The 14,503-nt window shown below is 69.2% G+C and carries 13 protein-coding genes; 5 read left to right on the forward strand and 8 right to left on the reverse strand.

Annotated elements, in window-relative coordinates; all coding sequences use genetic code 11:
• Positions 1-34: 34 nt before the first annotated feature.
• A complete protein-coding gene (murI, locus tag FQ142_RS16510) occupies positions 35-868 on the reverse strand; it encodes a glutamate racemase (RefSeq protein WP_149424216.1) in 834 nt (277 codons plus the stop codon).
• A 75-nt stretch (positions 869-943) separates the two neighbouring features.
• Between murI and FQ142_RS16515 the strand changes: the two genes are divergently transcribed.
• On the forward strand, positions 944-2,269 hold the full coding sequence (locus FQ142_RS16515; protein WP_149424217.1) for a nicotinate phosphoribosyltransferase: 1,326 nt from the start codon (positions 944-946) through the stop codon (positions 2,267-2,269).
• Positions 2,270-2,291: 22 nt separating this feature from the next.
• Here the strand turns inward: FQ142_RS16515 and FQ142_RS16520 are convergent, their stop codons facing one another.
• From FQ142_RS16520 to FQ142_RS17725, 3 genes are read right to left on the reverse strand one after another with little or no spacing between them, the layout of a single operon-like run.
• Positions 2,292-2,558 (reverse strand): DUF3039 domain-containing protein, encoded by a 267-nt coding sequence (locus tag FQ142_RS16520; protein ID WP_045253497.1) that lies wholly within the window; start codon positions 2,556-2,558, stop codon positions 2,292-2,294.
• A gap of 40 nt (positions 2,559-2,598) precedes the next feature.
• A complete protein-coding gene (locus FQ142_RS16525; protein ID WP_056420977.1) occupies positions 2,599-4,164 on the reverse strand; it encodes a hypothetical protein in 1,566 nt (521 codons plus the stop codon).
• The gene (locus FQ142_RS17725; RefSeq protein ID WP_316502329.1) at positions 4,140-5,936 is read right to left on the reverse strand and encodes an ABC transporter ATP-binding protein; all 1,797 of its coding nucleotides are present in this window, start codon (positions 5,934-5,936) and stop codon (positions 4,140-4,142) included. The genes FQ142_RS16525 and FQ142_RS17725 overlap by 25 nt, the downstream gene beginning before the upstream one ends.
• 250 nt (positions 5,937-6,186) lie before the next feature.
• On the opposite strand from FQ142_RS17725, the gene FQ142_RS16535 reads away from it, so the two are divergent.
• The 4 genes from FQ142_RS16535 (at position 6,187) to FQ142_RS16550 (ending at position 9,884) form a co-directional block, all read left to right on the forward strand.
• Positions 6,187-6,879: an NTP transferase domain-containing protein gene (locus FQ142_RS16535; RefSeq protein ID WP_149424218.1), complete on the forward strand. Its 693-nt coding sequence runs from the start codon at positions 6,187-6,189 to the stop codon at positions 6,877-6,879.
• 80 nt (positions 6,880-6,959) lie between these two features.
• A complete protein-coding gene (locus FQ142_RS16540; protein ID WP_056420960.1) occupies positions 6,960-7,937 on the forward strand; it encodes a hypothetical protein in 978 nt (325 codons plus the stop codon).
• A gap of 115 nt (positions 7,938-8,052) precedes the next feature.
• Positions 8,053-9,642, forward strand: a complete 1,590-nt coding sequence (locus FQ142_RS16545; protein ID WP_374612831.1) for an acyl-CoA carboxylase subunit beta — start codon at positions 8,053-8,055, stop codon at positions 9,640-9,642.
• Positions 9,639-9,884: an acyl-CoA carboxylase subunit epsilon gene (locus FQ142_RS16550; protein ID WP_374612834.1), complete on the forward strand. Its 246-nt coding sequence runs from the start codon at positions 9,639-9,641 to the stop codon at positions 9,882-9,884. The genes FQ142_RS16545 and FQ142_RS16550 overlap by 4 nt, the downstream gene beginning before the upstream one ends.
• A gap of 197 nt (positions 9,885-10,081) precedes the next feature.
• On the opposite strand, the gene FQ142_RS16555 is transcribed toward FQ142_RS16550, so the two are convergent.
• The 4 genes from FQ142_RS16555 to FQ142_RS16570 form a co-directional block, all read right to left on the reverse strand.
• A complete protein-coding gene (locus tag FQ142_RS16555; protein WP_262492185.1) occupies positions 10,082-11,311 on the reverse strand; it encodes an ROK family transcriptional regulator in 1,230 nt (409 codons plus the stop codon).
• A gap of 265 nt (positions 11,312-11,576) precedes the next feature.
• Positions 11,577-12,587, reverse strand: coding sequence for a hypothetical protein (locus tag FQ142_RS16560; protein ID WP_149424220.1), 1,011 nt, complete (start codon positions 12,585-12,587; stop codon positions 11,577-11,579).
• The gene (locus FQ142_RS16565) at positions 12,584-13,816 is read right to left on the reverse strand and encodes an ATP-binding protein (RefSeq protein ID WP_262492186.1); all 1,233 of its coding nucleotides are present in this window, start codon (positions 13,814-13,816) and stop codon (positions 12,584-12,586) included. Before FQ142_RS16565 ends, FQ142_RS16560 begins: the two co-directional genes overlap by 4 nt.
• On the reverse strand, positions 13,806-14,468 hold the full coding sequence (locus FQ142_RS16570) for a response regulator transcription factor (RefSeq protein ID WP_056420950.1): 663 nt from the start codon (positions 14,466-14,468) through the stop codon (positions 13,806-13,808). The genes FQ142_RS16565 and FQ142_RS16570 overlap by 11 nt, the downstream gene beginning before the upstream one ends.
• Positions 14,469-14,503 lie beyond the last annotated feature (35 nt).

Genomic DNA, 14,503 nt, shown 5'->3' on the forward strand with positions numbered 1-14,503 from the left:
AAGCGAAGACGGAGGGAGTCGGAGTGCGCCGACGTCAGAGCCCGGTGGCGTGCCCCGGGAGGGTGATGACGCCGGTCTGCACGAGCTGCACGTCGCGCACCTCGCGACCCATCAGGCGGTTGGCGAGGGCGGTGAACTCGGTGGCGGAATCACCGGTCGCCTCGTACACGTACGACGCCGTGGCGTCGGGGGATGCGAGCAGATCTCCGCGAACCAGCTGACGGTAGACGTCTCCCGCCGTCTCGTCGTCGCTGGAGACGAGCGTGACCCCCTCCCCCATCACGTAGCTGATCGCGCCGCGCAGGAAGGGGTAGTGCGTGCACCCGAGTACGAGCGTGTCGACCCCGGCGTCGCGCAGCGGTGCGAGGTACTGCTCGGCGGTGGCGAGCACCTCGGGGGTCCCGGTGATGCCGCCTTCGACGAACTCGACGAAGCGCGGGCATGCCGCGGTGAAGACCTCGAGACGCTCGTTCACCTCGAGCATGTCCTGGTAGGCGCGGGAGCCGATGGTCCCGACCGTGCCGATCACACCGACCCGACCGTTGCGCGTGGTCGACACGGCCCGGCGCACGGCGGGCCCGATCACCTCGACGACGGGTACGTCGTAGCGTTCGCGTGCGTCCCGCAGCATGGCCGCGGATGCCGTGTTGCAAGCGATCACGAGCATCTTGACGCCCTGGTCGACGAGAGTGTCGAGAACCTCGAGGCTGTAGCGCCGCACATCGGCGATGGGCTTCGGGCCGTAGGGCGAGTGCGCGCTGTCACCGATGTAGACGAACGATTCCCGGGGCAGCTGGGCTCGGATGGCCCTGGCCACCGTGAGTCCGCCGACACCGGAGTCGAAGATTCCGATCGGGGCGTCGTTCATGACTCCCCAGCCTACCCGCGCGCGCCGCTGGTCATGCTCAGGAACTCGAGCGGATCTCGTCACTATGCTGAGCGGATGACGACGTCCACGGCGCTTCTGACCGATCGTTACGAACTCACCATGCTCGCCGCCGCACTCCGCGACGGCACGGCCTCACGGCCCAGCGTGTTCGAGCTGTTCTCCCGCCGCCTGTCGGGCGGACGCCGCTTCGGCGTGGTCGCCGGTACGGGGCGTCTGCTCAGCCTGCTGCGCGAGTTCCGATTCGAGGACGACGAGCTGCGGTTCCTCCGCGACAACGACGTGGTCGACGCGGATTCGCTGCGCTACCTCGAGGACTACCGCTTCACCGGCTCCATCCGCGGCTACCGCGAGGGCGAGCTCTACTTCCCCGGATCGCCCATTCTGACGGTCGAGGGCAGCTTCGCCGATGCGGTGGTGCTCGAGACCCTGGCGCTCAGCGTCCTGAACCACGACTCGGCGGTCGCCACCGCCGCGTCCCGCATGAGCATCGCCGCCGGCGAGCGGCCGCTGGCGGAGATGGGCTCGCGCCGAGCCGCCGAGCAGTCGGCCGTCGCGGCCGCCAGGGCGGCGTACATCGCCGGTTTCGGCGCGACGAGCAACCTCGAGGCCGGGCGGCGCTGGGGGATCCCGACCATGGGGACCGCCGCGCACTCCTGGACGCTGCTGCACGAGAGCGAAGAGGAGGCGTTCCGCTCTCAGATCGACAGCCTCGGCACCGCGACGACACTGCTCGTGGACACCTATGACATCCGCACGGGCGTCGAGACCGCGATCCGAGTGGCTGGAACCGGCCTCGGCGGCGTGCGCATCGACTCCGGCGACCTGCCCATCGTCGCGGCCGAGGTGCGCGCGCAACTCGACGAGCTCGGTGCGACGGACACACGCATCACCGTCACGAGCGACCTCGATGAGTACGCGATCGCGGCCCTCGCCGCGTCACCGGTCGACGCCTACGGGGTCGGCACCTCGGTGGTGACAGGATCGGGCTACCCCACCGCCAGCATGGTCTACAAGCTGGTCGCTCGGCAGGATCCGAGCGGTGCCTGGATCGGGGTCGCGAAGGCCTCCACGGACAAGGCGTCGCACGGAGGGCGCAAGGCGGCGTTCCGCACTCTCGTCGACGGCGTCGCGACCGCGGAGACGGTGGAGGTGTCGGACGGCTTCGAGGAGCTCGGCACTCCCGCGCAGCATCCGGATGGCCGCGCGCTGCAGACGACGTTCGTCGAGCGCGGTGAGATCGATCCGTCGTTCGAGGGCCCCGCGGGCACGACGTCGGCCCGATCGCATCATCTGCGGGTGCGGGAGGAGCTTCCCGTGCGCGCGCTCGCACTGAGCAAGTCCGACCCGGCGATCCCCACGGTCTTCGTCGACGCGGGGTGAGCGTCGCGGACGCTGTGGCGCCTCAGCGCACCATCGATTCGTAGATCTCCTTGCACGTGGGGCAGATCGGGAACTTCTCGGGGTCGCGGCCCGGGGTCCACTTCTTGCCGCACAGTGCGCGTACCGGCTTTCCGGTGATCGCGGACTCGAGGATCTTGTCCTTCTTGACGTAGTGCGAGAAGCGCTCGTGGTCTCCCGGTTCGAGATTCTCCTCGCGGAGGAGTTCTTCGAGTTCGCGATCGAGCGTTGCCACGCCACCCTGATCGGGGCTGTCCAGCGGAGTACTCATTCCGAGAGTCTAGCCGTGGAGCACGCGGGGTGGGCAGCGGTCACGCGGTCTCGACGAACTCCATCAGGCGCTCGCCCTGCCGCTCGAAGATGCGTCCGCCCAGTGCCACTCCCGCCACGAGCGCGACGATTCCGGTCGCGAGCCCCGCCCAGAACGTCGCGGGGGCGAACTGCCCGCCCTCGACGATCGTGAGCACGAGCAGCCAGATCGTCGGGATGCTGACCACGATCGCTCCGAGGAATGCGATCGCGGGCCCGTACGTGCCTCGAGAGGTCGGACGCTGCGGTTGCTGGAACGGGCTGTCACCCGGGCGCGAGACCGCATAGGGGGCGACGACCGACACGATGCTGGAGAAGCCGAGACCGGACAGCAGCAGGCTGGCGCCCAGACCGGTGAGCGGGAGCAGGAGCCGCCAGTCGTCGATCCAGAGCAGGGTGAGCGGCACGGCCACGGCGAGGACGGGGATCGCGACGAGCGCGACCGGGACCAGACGCCCCAGCCGGTCGGGCAGTCCTCTCACGCCGCTGGCGATGTGCGTCCACAGCGCGGTCGAATCGTACGCGACGTCGTTGTGCGGCAGCCATCCGAAGAACAGCGCCATGACCGGCACCGGCACGAGCGCGGCGATCTCGAGTGGAACGCCTGCGACGAGGAGCGGCAGCACGGTGAGCACGCCGGCGACGGGCACCACGATGAGGTTCATGATGTACCGCCGGTCGCGCAGCCAGTAGACCAGGCTGCGCGAGGCGATCGCGCCGAACGCGTTCGACGGCATCAGGCCGAACCAGCCGAGACCCGAGCGCTCCCGCGAGGCCACGGGGCGTGCGGTGGTGGTGAGGAGCCGTCGCACCAGCCAGGACCAGAGGATCCAGAGTCCTGCCGCAGTGATCAGTGTGACGATGCCGCTGATCCATGAGCCGGTCGGATCGCCGGAGGCGAACGAGAAGAGCACGCGCGAGGGCGCGGCGAAGGGCGTGAGTCCGACGGATGCGGTGAGCGCACTCACTGCGGCGGGCACCTGTCCGTCCCACTTCAGTGAGGCGAGGAAGACGGCGACGGGGAACGCGACCACGACGACGGCCAGCGCGAAGAGGGCGGTGAGCTCGCGAGAGCGGCGTTCGGGGAGCAGAAGGGCGTTCACGGCCATGCTCACCCGCGCGGCGAGGGTCGCGGTCAGGAGACTGACGACGCTCATCAGCACGGCGAGCGCCCAGGGCGCGCCGAGCGTGATCGCGACGATGCACACGCTGATGTTGACCGCGATCAACGCGAGGCTCGGGACGCTGATCAGGGAGGCGAGCGCGAGGATCCAGGGCATCTGCCGCTCGTTCACTCCGAATACCGCGAAGCGGCGGGGATCGAGCTGATCGGAGGATCCGACGAGAAGCGGTCCGACGAGGAAGCCGAGGAGCAGCGCGGCGCTGCCGAGGATGATGACGGTGCGTGCCACGGCCACGGGAGCGTCGACGAGGCTGAGCACGGCGGCGCAGACGACAGCGGTGAGGGCGACGACGACGGCGAGCACGACCAGCGTCCGGACCCGACGTTCGCCGCGCAGCGATCCGATCAGGAGCGCAGCCCTCAGTCGGAGAACGTGTGCAGCCACTCGAGCCCCTCCACCTCTCCGATGCCGCCGGAGAGCTCGACGAACCGCGCTTCGAGGCTCTGCCCCGCCCGCACCTCGTCGACCGTGCCCTCGGCGAGCACCTCACCTCCGACGATGATCGCCACGCGGGAGCAGACGCGCTCCACGAGGTCCATGCCGTGACTGGACAAGATCACCGTCCCGCCGTGTGCCACGTACGCACGCAGGATGTCCAGGATCACCGCAGAAGACACGGGATCGACCGCTTCGAACGGCTCGTCGAGCACCAGCACACGGGGCGAGTGGATCATCGCACCGGCGAGCATGATCTTCTTCGTCATACCGGCCGAGTAGTCGGAGACGACGCGGTTGAGCGCTTCGCCCAGATCGAAGGCCCGCGCGAGGTCTCCCACGCGCTTCTCGATCACGTCGGACTGCAGGCCCCGCAGCAGACCGTAGTAGTAGAGGAGCTGACGCCCCGTCAGTCGGTCGAAGGTCCGCAGGCGATCAGGGAGGACGCCCATCATGCGCTTCGCCGCGAGCGGTTTCTTCGCCTGGTCGATACCGCAGATCACCACCTCGCCCCGATCGGAGCGCAGCAGTCCCGCGACGATCGACAGCGTGGTGGTCTTGCCCGCACCGTTGGGGCCGACGATCCCATAGAACGATCCGGCGGGCACGGTCAGATCGATGCCGTTGACCGCCGTGTGGTCGCCGAAGCTCTTGACGAGCCCACGGATGCGTATCGCCTCGCTCGCGGATGCCGCTCCGGGGCCGCCGACCGGCTGCTCGCCTGCGACCACGCCCACGACGGCGGTCGCATCGTCCTCGACGACGGTCTGCTCGGCCTCGGCTTCGACATCGGCTTCGGTGACCTCGTCATCGGTGCGCACCACATCGTCGGTCACTTCTTCCACGGGGGCTTCCTCGACCGCGGGAGGCTCCTCCACCGCGGGAGGCTCCTCCACCGCGGGAGGCTCCTCCACTACGGGCGCATCGGTCTCTTCCGCGACGACGATCTCGGGCTCCTGCGCCTCCGGCGCGCTCACCGCGGACTCGATGGACGCCGCCTCGTCATGTGCGGGGTCGATCAGCGTGTGCGTCTCGAGCGTGCCCGCGTCGCCGCCCTGAGCCTCGCCGCCCTGAGCGTCGACATCCCGAGCTTCGCCACCCCGAGCCTCGACAGCCTGAGCCTCGACAGCGGCAGCCTTCTCCGCTTCGGCGGCCTTCATCTCCGCGGCCTTCGCCTCCGCTTCGGCGGCCTTCGCCGCAGCAGCCTTGGCCGCCGCCGTCCGCGCGGCGGCCGTCTTGGCCGCCGTCGCACGCCCTGCCGCCGTGCGGGCCTCGGCCTTCGCTGCGGCGCTCTTCTCGGCTGCCGCCTTGGCCGCTGCGGTCTTCGCCGCGGTCGTCTTGGCTGCCGTGGCCCTCGCTGCGGTCGTCTTGGATGCGGTCGTCTTGGATGCGGTCGTCTTGGATGCGGTCGTCTTGGCCGCCGTGGTCTTGGGCGCGGAGTTCCTGGCCGCGGCGGTGCGCGCGGCGGCGACGGTCTTCTTCGCGGGCGCGGCGGAGCGTGCCGCCTCACCCGTGGGCGGGCTGATCCGCAGCGCGGGCTCCGCGACGACCTCGATGGTCGCGGCGGCCTTCTCGGCGGCCGCCTTCGCCGGCGTCCGCGGAGTCGCGGCCTTCTTCACCGGAGCCTTCTTCGTCGGAGTCCTCCGAGCCGGCGTCTTCTTCTCAGGCGCGGGGGCGGCGTCATCCGCCTGATCGGTGGGGTCGTCGGGGGAAGCAGTCACCGTCCTACGGTATCAACGGGCGATCGATTTCTTCGGGTCGCCGCAACAATTACCCGGTCGACGCGCAGGTTCACCGAAAACGCGCACCCCCTTTACGAATCTGAGTGTGGGGTGTGTACTGGATCACGAATTGGCAACAGCGGCCTCCAGCCCCCGGGGTTCCCAGGCTCGGTCGATACCATGACTCTCGGCACGACGAAGTGTCTGATCGGTGAACCGATCGTGAACACAACTTCCTTTAGGAGCACTCGTGACTCTTCAGACCGTCATCCTCGCAGCCGGAATGGGCTCGCGCCTGGGCCGTGCGCTGCCCAAGCCGCTCACCGAGCTCAGCGACGGACGCACCATCATGCGCCAGCAGCACGACAACATCCGCGCCGCCTTCGGTTCCGACGCCCGCATCACGTCCGTCGTGGGATATCGCGCCGAGACCATCATCGAGGCCTTCCCCACCGTCAACTACGTGCACAACGAGCGCTACGACGAGACCAACACGTCCAAGAGCCTGCTGCGCGCCCTCGGCGCCACCGGCAAGGCCGGCGTGCTCTGGATGAACGGCGACGTCGTCTTCGACCCGATGATCCTCGGCCGCGCGGCGGCCTTCATCGAGCGCGACCAGTCCTTCGTCACGGTCAACACCTCGAAGGTCAGCGACGAGGAGGTGAAGTACACGGTCACGGCCGAGGGCTTCATCGACAAGCTGTCGAAGACCGTCAAGGGCGGCCTGGGCGAGGCCGTCGGAATCAACTACATCTCCGCCGCGAACAAGAAGGCGTTCATGCGCCAGCTGCAGCGGGTCGAGGACCAGGACTACTTCGAGCGCGGCCTCGAGCTCGCGATCGCCGAGGACGGGCTGCTCCTCGAGCCTATGGACGTCTCTGACCTGTACGCGGTCGAGGTCGACTTCGCCGAAGACCTCGAGCGGGCGAACCTGTTCGTCTGATCGTCTTCCACGAAAGCCCGGCCCCGTCAAGGGTGCCGGGCTTTCGGCATTTTCGCGGCAGGGGTTCCTAGGATCGACGCATGGCCTCCAAGGTGCACAAGATCCATTCCCTCCCCGATGATTCCCCGTGGGACAAGGGTGTGCCTCCCGTGGGCTCCACCGAGCATCCGCTCATGGTGCGAGGCCTCGACCGCGTGCTGTCGATCCAGCGCCCTCTGGTGCTCGCGCACATCCGCAGCATCCGCCTGCGCAATCCGCAGGCATCCCCCGAGCAGATCATCCGCATCCTGGAGCGGCGATACCTCGCGGCGGTGACCACCGGAGGAGCAGCGGTCGGAGCCACGGCCGTCGTCCCCGGCATCGGAACCGGGATCACCCTCGCCCTCTCCGGCGTCGAAACCGTCGGCTTCGTCGAATCGACGGCGCTGTTCGCGCAGTCCGTGGCGGAGGTGCACGGCATCGCCATCTCCAACCCCGACCGCGCGCGAGCGCTGGTCATGACCCTGATGCTCGGCAAAGAAGGCGTGGCGCTGGTCGGCCAGCTCGCCGGCGAGGCCACGGGCAAGGGCGGCACCCGGTCGTCGTACTGGGGAGAGATGGTCACGAAGTCGCTGCCCAAAGCGGCCGTCGGTCCGCTCGTCGACCGGCTCAAGAGCATGTTCGTCAAGCAGTTCGCCACCCGAGGAGGTGCGTCGTTCGTCGGCAAGGCGCTGCCGTTCGGCGTGGGGGCCGCCGTGGGCGGCGCGGGCAACCACATCCTCGGCCGCCGGGTGCTCACCACGTCCCATCGCGCGTTCGGGAACGCGCCGATGGACTTCCCCCTCGAGCTCGAACCCGTCGACGGCGCGGAGAAGCTGGAGCTGCGGATGCTGCACGGGGCGCAGTTCGTGGGGGGCGCCGTCGCCGGTGCCGCAGGCTCGGCCGCGCGCGGCGTCGGCTGGGCGGGGCGCCGGATCGCCTCGGTCGGTCGAGGCCGCGGGAAGAGCGCGAAGGCGATCGATCAGGCGGGAACGCACGATCTCCCCGGCGAGCTCGGGTCCGGTGACTCTCAGCGCTGAGCGAGGAGTGCGCTGACGATCCGGCCACGCTCGCACGATCCTCGCCAAAGGATCGGACGACCCGTTGTGGCGAGCATCCAACGGCGCGGCCCGAGCCGACGATAGGGTGGAATCCGTGACGGACAAGCCCGAACTCTCGACCACCGCCGGCAGAATCGCAGACCTCCGCGCTCGCTACAACGAAGCCGTTGTCGACGCGGAGAAGATCGCGCACGACAAGCAGCACGCCAAGGGCAAGATGACCGCCCGCGAGCGCATCGAACTGCTCGTGGACCCCGGGAGCTTCGTCGAGTTCGACGAGTACGTGCGCCACCGCACCACGGCCTTCGGGATGGACAAGAACCGCCCCTACGGCGACTCGGTCGTCACCGGCGTCGGCACGATCCACGGACGCACGGTCGCGGTCTACTCGCAGGACTTCACCACGTTCGGCGGCTCGCTCGGCGAGGTGTCGGGCGACAAGATCATCAAGATCATGGAGTTCGCCCTCTCCGGCGGCATGCCGATCATCGGCATCCTCGACTCCGGCGGCGCGCGGATCCAGGAGGGCGTGCTCGCCCTCAGCAAGTACGGCGAGATCTTCCGCCTGAACACCCGGTCCTCCGGCGTCATCCCGCAGATCTCCATCATCATGGGCCCGGCCGCCGGTGGAGCCGTGTACGGCCCCGCGCTCACCGACTTCGTGATCATGGTCGACAAGACCAGCCAGATGTTCGTCACCGGTCCCGATGTGATCAAGACGGTCACGGGCGAGGATGTCGGCATGGAGGAGCTCGGTGGAGCCCTCACCCACAACACCCGATCCGGTGTCGCGCACTACCTCGCGGAAGACGAGGACGACGCGATCGACTACGCACGGACGCTGCTCGGCTTCCTCCCCGACAACAACATGGCGGAGATCCCCGGGTATGAGAGCGGCTTCGAGTGGGAGACCACGGATGCCGATCGTTCGCTGAACACGATCATCCCCGACTCCCCCAATCAGCCGTACGACATCCACACGGTCATCGAGCACGTCGTCGATGCCGGGGACTTCATCGAGGTCCAGCCGCTGTTCGCCCCGAACATCGTGATCGGATTCGGACGCGTCGAAGGCCGCTCGGTGGGCATCATCGCGAACCAGCCGTCGCAGATGGCGGGAACCCTCAACATCGAAGCCGGCGAGAAGGCCAGCCGGTTCGTCCGCTTCTGCGACGCGTTCTCGATCCCGATCGTCACCCTCGTCGACGTTCCCGGGTATCTGCCCGGCACCGACCAGGAGTGGACCGGCGTGATCCGCCGCGGCGCGAAGCTCATCTACGCGTACGCCGAAGCGACCGTTCCGCTGGTGACGGTGATTCTGCGCAAGGCCTACGGCGGCGCGTACATCGTCATGGGCTCCAAGCAGCTCGGCGCCGACGTCAACCTCGCATGGCCCACGGCCGAGATCGCCGTCATGGGCGGCCAGGGCGCGGTCAACATCCTCTACCGCGGTGAGATCAAGCGCGCGGAAGAAGCCGGCGAAGACGTCGCCGCGGTGCGCACCAAGCTCGCCAACGAGTACACGTACAGCGTGACGTCGCCGTTCCTCGCCGCCGAGCGCGGCGAGATCGACGGCATCATCGAGCCGGCGAACACCCGCGTCTCGATCGCGAAGGCGCTTCGGGCGCTGCGCGGGAAGCGAGCGGAGCTTCCGCCCAAGAAGCACGGGAACATCCCCCTGTGAGCGACGCGCAGGGAGCGGATGCCGGGTCGGACACGCAGCCGACGCCGGCGATGCAGATCACGCGCGGTGCCGCCACGGAGGAGGAGCTCGCCGCTCTCATCGCCGTGGTCAGCGACGCCTACGCGCAGGAGGCTGCGGGCGCCGTCGCAGAAGAACCCGTCGTATCGGCGTGGTCTCGCACACAGCGTCCGCTGCGCACACCGCTGCGACGCGACATCCCCTGGGGCCGCTTCGCGGGCTGAACCCGAGATGTGCGGCGCCTGCGGGCCCGGAGCCCCCCAGCTCACGGGCCGCGCAGACAGTCTCCCCCCGGCCGATGCGGGACCGTCGTCGCGCATCAGGATCACCCCAGTCGGCGCATCCACTCGATATTATATCGATTGGAGTTATTGCGGTCGAGAGATCGACCAGTATTCCGGTATAAGAACTGACGATCCGTTCAGTCGCCGAGGTACAGGTCCGACGCGCGCGGTGTCAGCATCGCATCGAGAACGACGCACGCCGCACCCACGGCGCCCCCGTCGTCTCCCACGACCGTCCCCTCCACCGGCAGCTCACGGACCGATCTCGTGGCGTTGCGCAGCCGAAGGGGTCCGGGGATCTCTCGCAGATACACCGTGGACAGCCTCGCCCAGAACGGCCCGCCCAGAACCACGCGGTCGACGTCGAGCACGTTCGTCAGAACGGAGATCAGCACCGCGAGATGCCCGGCGGAACGGCGCAGCACGCGCGCGGCGCCGGCGTCGCCTGCTTTGGCACGCTCGCACAGCCGGGTGAGACGTACATCCACGTCATGCGCCTCATCCGCTCCCTCGTCGTCGAAGACGCCCGCCGCCACCGCCTGCTCGACGATCGCCTGCGGCGTGCACACCACCTCGACGCACCCCCGACCCCCGCAGGCGCACTCGGGCCCGTCGGGATCGACCATGATGTGGCCGATCTCCCCGAAGTTGTGGGAGGCGCCCGCGACGACCTCCCCCTCGCGGACGAGAGACGCGCCGATCCCGGTGCCGAGGTAGATGAACACGAAGGATCCCCCCGCCTTCGATCTGCTCGTCCACAGGTCTCCGACGGCCGCCGCCGTGGTGTCCTTCTCGATCGTGACGGCTAGGCCGGTCGCCTCTGCGAGCACCGACCGCAGCGGCACACGGTGCCATCCCGTGAGCTTCGGCGGGTCGAGCACGGTGCCCTTCTCGGCATCGAGCGGTCCGGGAGCCGCGACGCCGACCCCGGCGACGAGGCCGCGGTCGATCCCGGCCTCGTCGATCACGGCGTCGATCGTCTGCGCCATGGTCGCGACGATGTGCTGAGGATTCTGATCCGTCGTCCGCTGCGCGCGCCGGCCGATGACCTGCCCCGCGAGATTCAGGAGCACGATCGTGATCACGGCGGGATCGAGGTGCACTCCCACCGAGAAGCGACTCTCGGCGACCAGGCGCAGCGTGACGCGGGGCTTGCCCGGTCCGTTGATCGTGCGACCGGCCTCGGTGATGACGCCCTCATCGAGCAGTCGACGAGTGATGTTCGTGACGGTCTGCGCCGACAGGCCGGTGATCTCGACGAGCTCGATTCGGCTCAGACCCGCAACGGACCGACGGATGCCCTCGAGGATCACGGACTGATTGAAGTCCCCCATCCTGGGGAGGTTGGTCCCTCTGCGCGTACCCATGCCCCATCCTCTCCTATCGCCGGGGTCTTGTCCCCCAAAATACCTACAGACAGCCATACGCAGACGCGTCAGAATTAGGAGGACGCTTCGCGTTCGGCTGATGTCTCTGTCGCAGGGTAGACAGACGCAGATCAGCCACCAGCGGACGGTTTTCGGGTAACTGTCCGCATGGCGAGGGGCTGGCGTGATCGCCGCCCCTCGCCCACTCCATCCAACCTCGTCTCCGGTTCCCTCCCCCGGCCGGAGCCGAGGGATGAAGAGCGCGTCACTCCGCCGCGGCGTCGCGAGCGATCTCGTGCCACACGTCGACGGCGTCGTCATCGCCCGCTCCGCGCGACCCGGCTCGGCCCACCACCGTGACCGCCGTCCGCTCGTCTCTCGCGGCGCGGATGATCCAGCGCTCGGCATCCGCTGCCCGGAGCACCCGCGCCAGTTCATCGCGGATCGCCGCGCGTCGACCCTCATCGACGTCGTCCAGTCCGCCCTCGTCGAAGACCGTGACGACCGCGCCGCGTCGCCGGGCATCCTCGATCGCATCCCGCACCGCGTCGTTCAGCAGATCCGCACCCCGCAGCTCGTCTCGGAGGCGCCCTTCCGCGAGGCGGGCACGGAGCCGTTCCTCGTCATCGAGAACACCGCCCGTCGCCACCGCACGGGTCAGCACGGGCCCCGCGACAGCCAACGCGAACTGCGTCCGCAGCCGCCGCTCCTTCTGCCTGACCTGCTGCGTGGCGTGCCACGCGGAGACCGCCTGCTGGATCCCGGCGAGCCGCTCTGCGTCCCGCACGGCGCGATCCCAGAACATGACGAGCAGGTGCGCGACCGCGCCCCACATGAACGACCCGACGACGCCGAGGGACAGCGCGACGAGGGGCCCGAGGAACACCGACGACGACGCGAGGAGGGTGAGGACGACGAGCCACCCGATCACGAACCGTCGGCGCACGATGCAGACGACGCCCAGCACTCCGAGAGCGCCGATGTACCAGGTGGCGAACGGGGCGGTGAGCGTCAGCGGGTCGAGCGAGAACGTCACGAGCACGGGGATGAGCGCGCTCGAGATCAGTGCGAGCAGCGCTGCCCAGATCGGCATCCGCACCGAGACGGCGGAGTCCCACAGGATCGCGACGTTCACGACCACGAGGTACAGGCCGATGGCCGCCACCATGAGCAGGGGGGCCGTGGGCTGCTCGATCCACCACACGCCGCGCGCCGCGAAGTACATCGCGAATCCCACCGCGAGCGAGGTCGCGACGCTGCGCACCGTCCACGTCATCGCCTCTCCCACCCCAGTGTGACCGTCGTGCCGCACTCGCTCGATTCGATGTCGGCGGTTCCGGCGACTCCGGCCATGCGGGCGAGGATCGACGCGCTGATGCCGAGGCGATCCTCCCCGACCTTCCGCAGGTCGAAGCCCGGCCCCGAGTCGGAGATCGTCACGCTGATCCCCTCCTCCCCGCGCCCCTCGGCGATGATGTGCAGCCCTCTGCCCTGCGCATGCGCGACCGCGTTGCCGAGAGCCTGACGCGCGGCGAGCACGAGCGCACGGGCCGCGCGCCCGGGGATGAGTCCGATCCCGCCTCGCTCCTCGACGATCGCATCTGCACCGAGCTCGGAGAGCGCACGCCGCAGCTCCACCACGATCTGCGCCGCGCCGACCGGCTCGTCGCTCCCCTCTTCCGCGACCGCCGCCTCGGTGTTGGCGAGACGGGTGAGCGCTTCGCGCGCCATCCCCACCGCGAGGTCTCGCGCCCGCTCGCCGTCGGCGCGCTCCGCGGCGATGAGCGCGGCGAGGACGCTGTCGTGCATGAGAGCGGACATCGCGGCACGCTCCTCCTCGGCGGCCGCCGCGGCGGCGGCGCCGGCGTACGAGGCCACGGCCCGGGTGCGAGCGTCGTCGACGCCCGCCGCGACCGAACGGAACATCCATCCCAACGCGATGATGACGATGCCGAGGATCAGGGTGAACGACACGTCGAAGGCCGTCGTCACCCAGTACTCGCGCGAGAAGTCGCCCTCGACGAGCCGGACGTAGCCGTAGACGAAGGGCAGCGCCACCGCCCACGACAGTTGCAGCCACAGCGGGAAGGCGAGAACGGCCGCGACGACTCCGACGTTGACGAGGAAGAAGATCCACGGCTGATCCGCCGCTCTGCCCGCCGGATCGACGAAGATCGGCCAGGCTCCCAGCGCGAGGACGTAGAGGATCGCGAAGATCCCCGCCGCGACGCGCACCCCGCGTCCGGCGACGCACGCGATCAGCATCGCCAGCAGCGGGATGAAGACCACCAGCAGGATCGCGACCCGCGCGGCATCCGACCAGGCCGTCGTGGCGATCCCGGCGATCAGCGCCTGCGTGCCGAGGACACCGGAGCCGAGCGCCACCACGGTCGCGAGGATGCGCTCCATGCGCTTGCCGGTGAACCGCTCGAACTCGGTCTCCACGCTCCCCGGCGAGGGGATCGTGGACCAGGCCTCGCGGATGCTGAGCGGGTCAGTGGGCACTCGGGGTCCCGTCTGCGGCGACGATCCCGTCCTCCATGGCGCGGCGCAGGAGATCTACCTTCGTGGGGGCCGGTCGGCCGACCTCGACGTACTTCACCCGGATCCGTGTGATGTTCTCCTTGGCCGTCGAATAGGCGACGCCGAGGCGTTCGGCGACGGCCTTCAGCGGCAGACCGGCGGCGTACAGGCGCAGCACATCGCGTTCCCTGGCCGACAGCTGCGCGTCGGCGAAGTCGCGGTCCCCGTCGACGGCGCTGGCCCACTCCACATTGTTGAGCGGCTCGCCGTCGGCCACGGTCCGGATCGCGTCGAGCACGTCATCCAGAGCCGAGGACTTGCTGACCACGCCTGCTGCCCCCGCGGCGAGCGCCTCGCGCACCGCGGCCGGTCGGTCGGCGACGCTGTGGATGACGACGCTCGCTCCGTCGTCGACGAGGGCCCTGACGTTCTCGGTCACCGTCGTGCCGTCACCGAGCGTGAGATCGAGGACGACCACGTCGGCCGAGGGCGCGGATGTCGCGGAACGCCAGTCGAGATACGACACGACGGTGCTCCCGGAGAAGACCACCGTCTGCGCGCCGTCACGGGCGCATGCCGCCTCCAGACCGAGGCGGACGGACTCGTGATCGTCGATCAGTGCGACCCTGCTCATCCCCCCAGCCTACTGACTGCGACGGCGGCGGCCCG

Source organism: Microbacterium sp. ANT_H45B (genome assembly GCF_008369345.1).
Classification (GTDB): Bacteria; Actinomycetota; Actinomycetes; order Actinomycetales; family Microbacteriaceae; genus Microbacterium.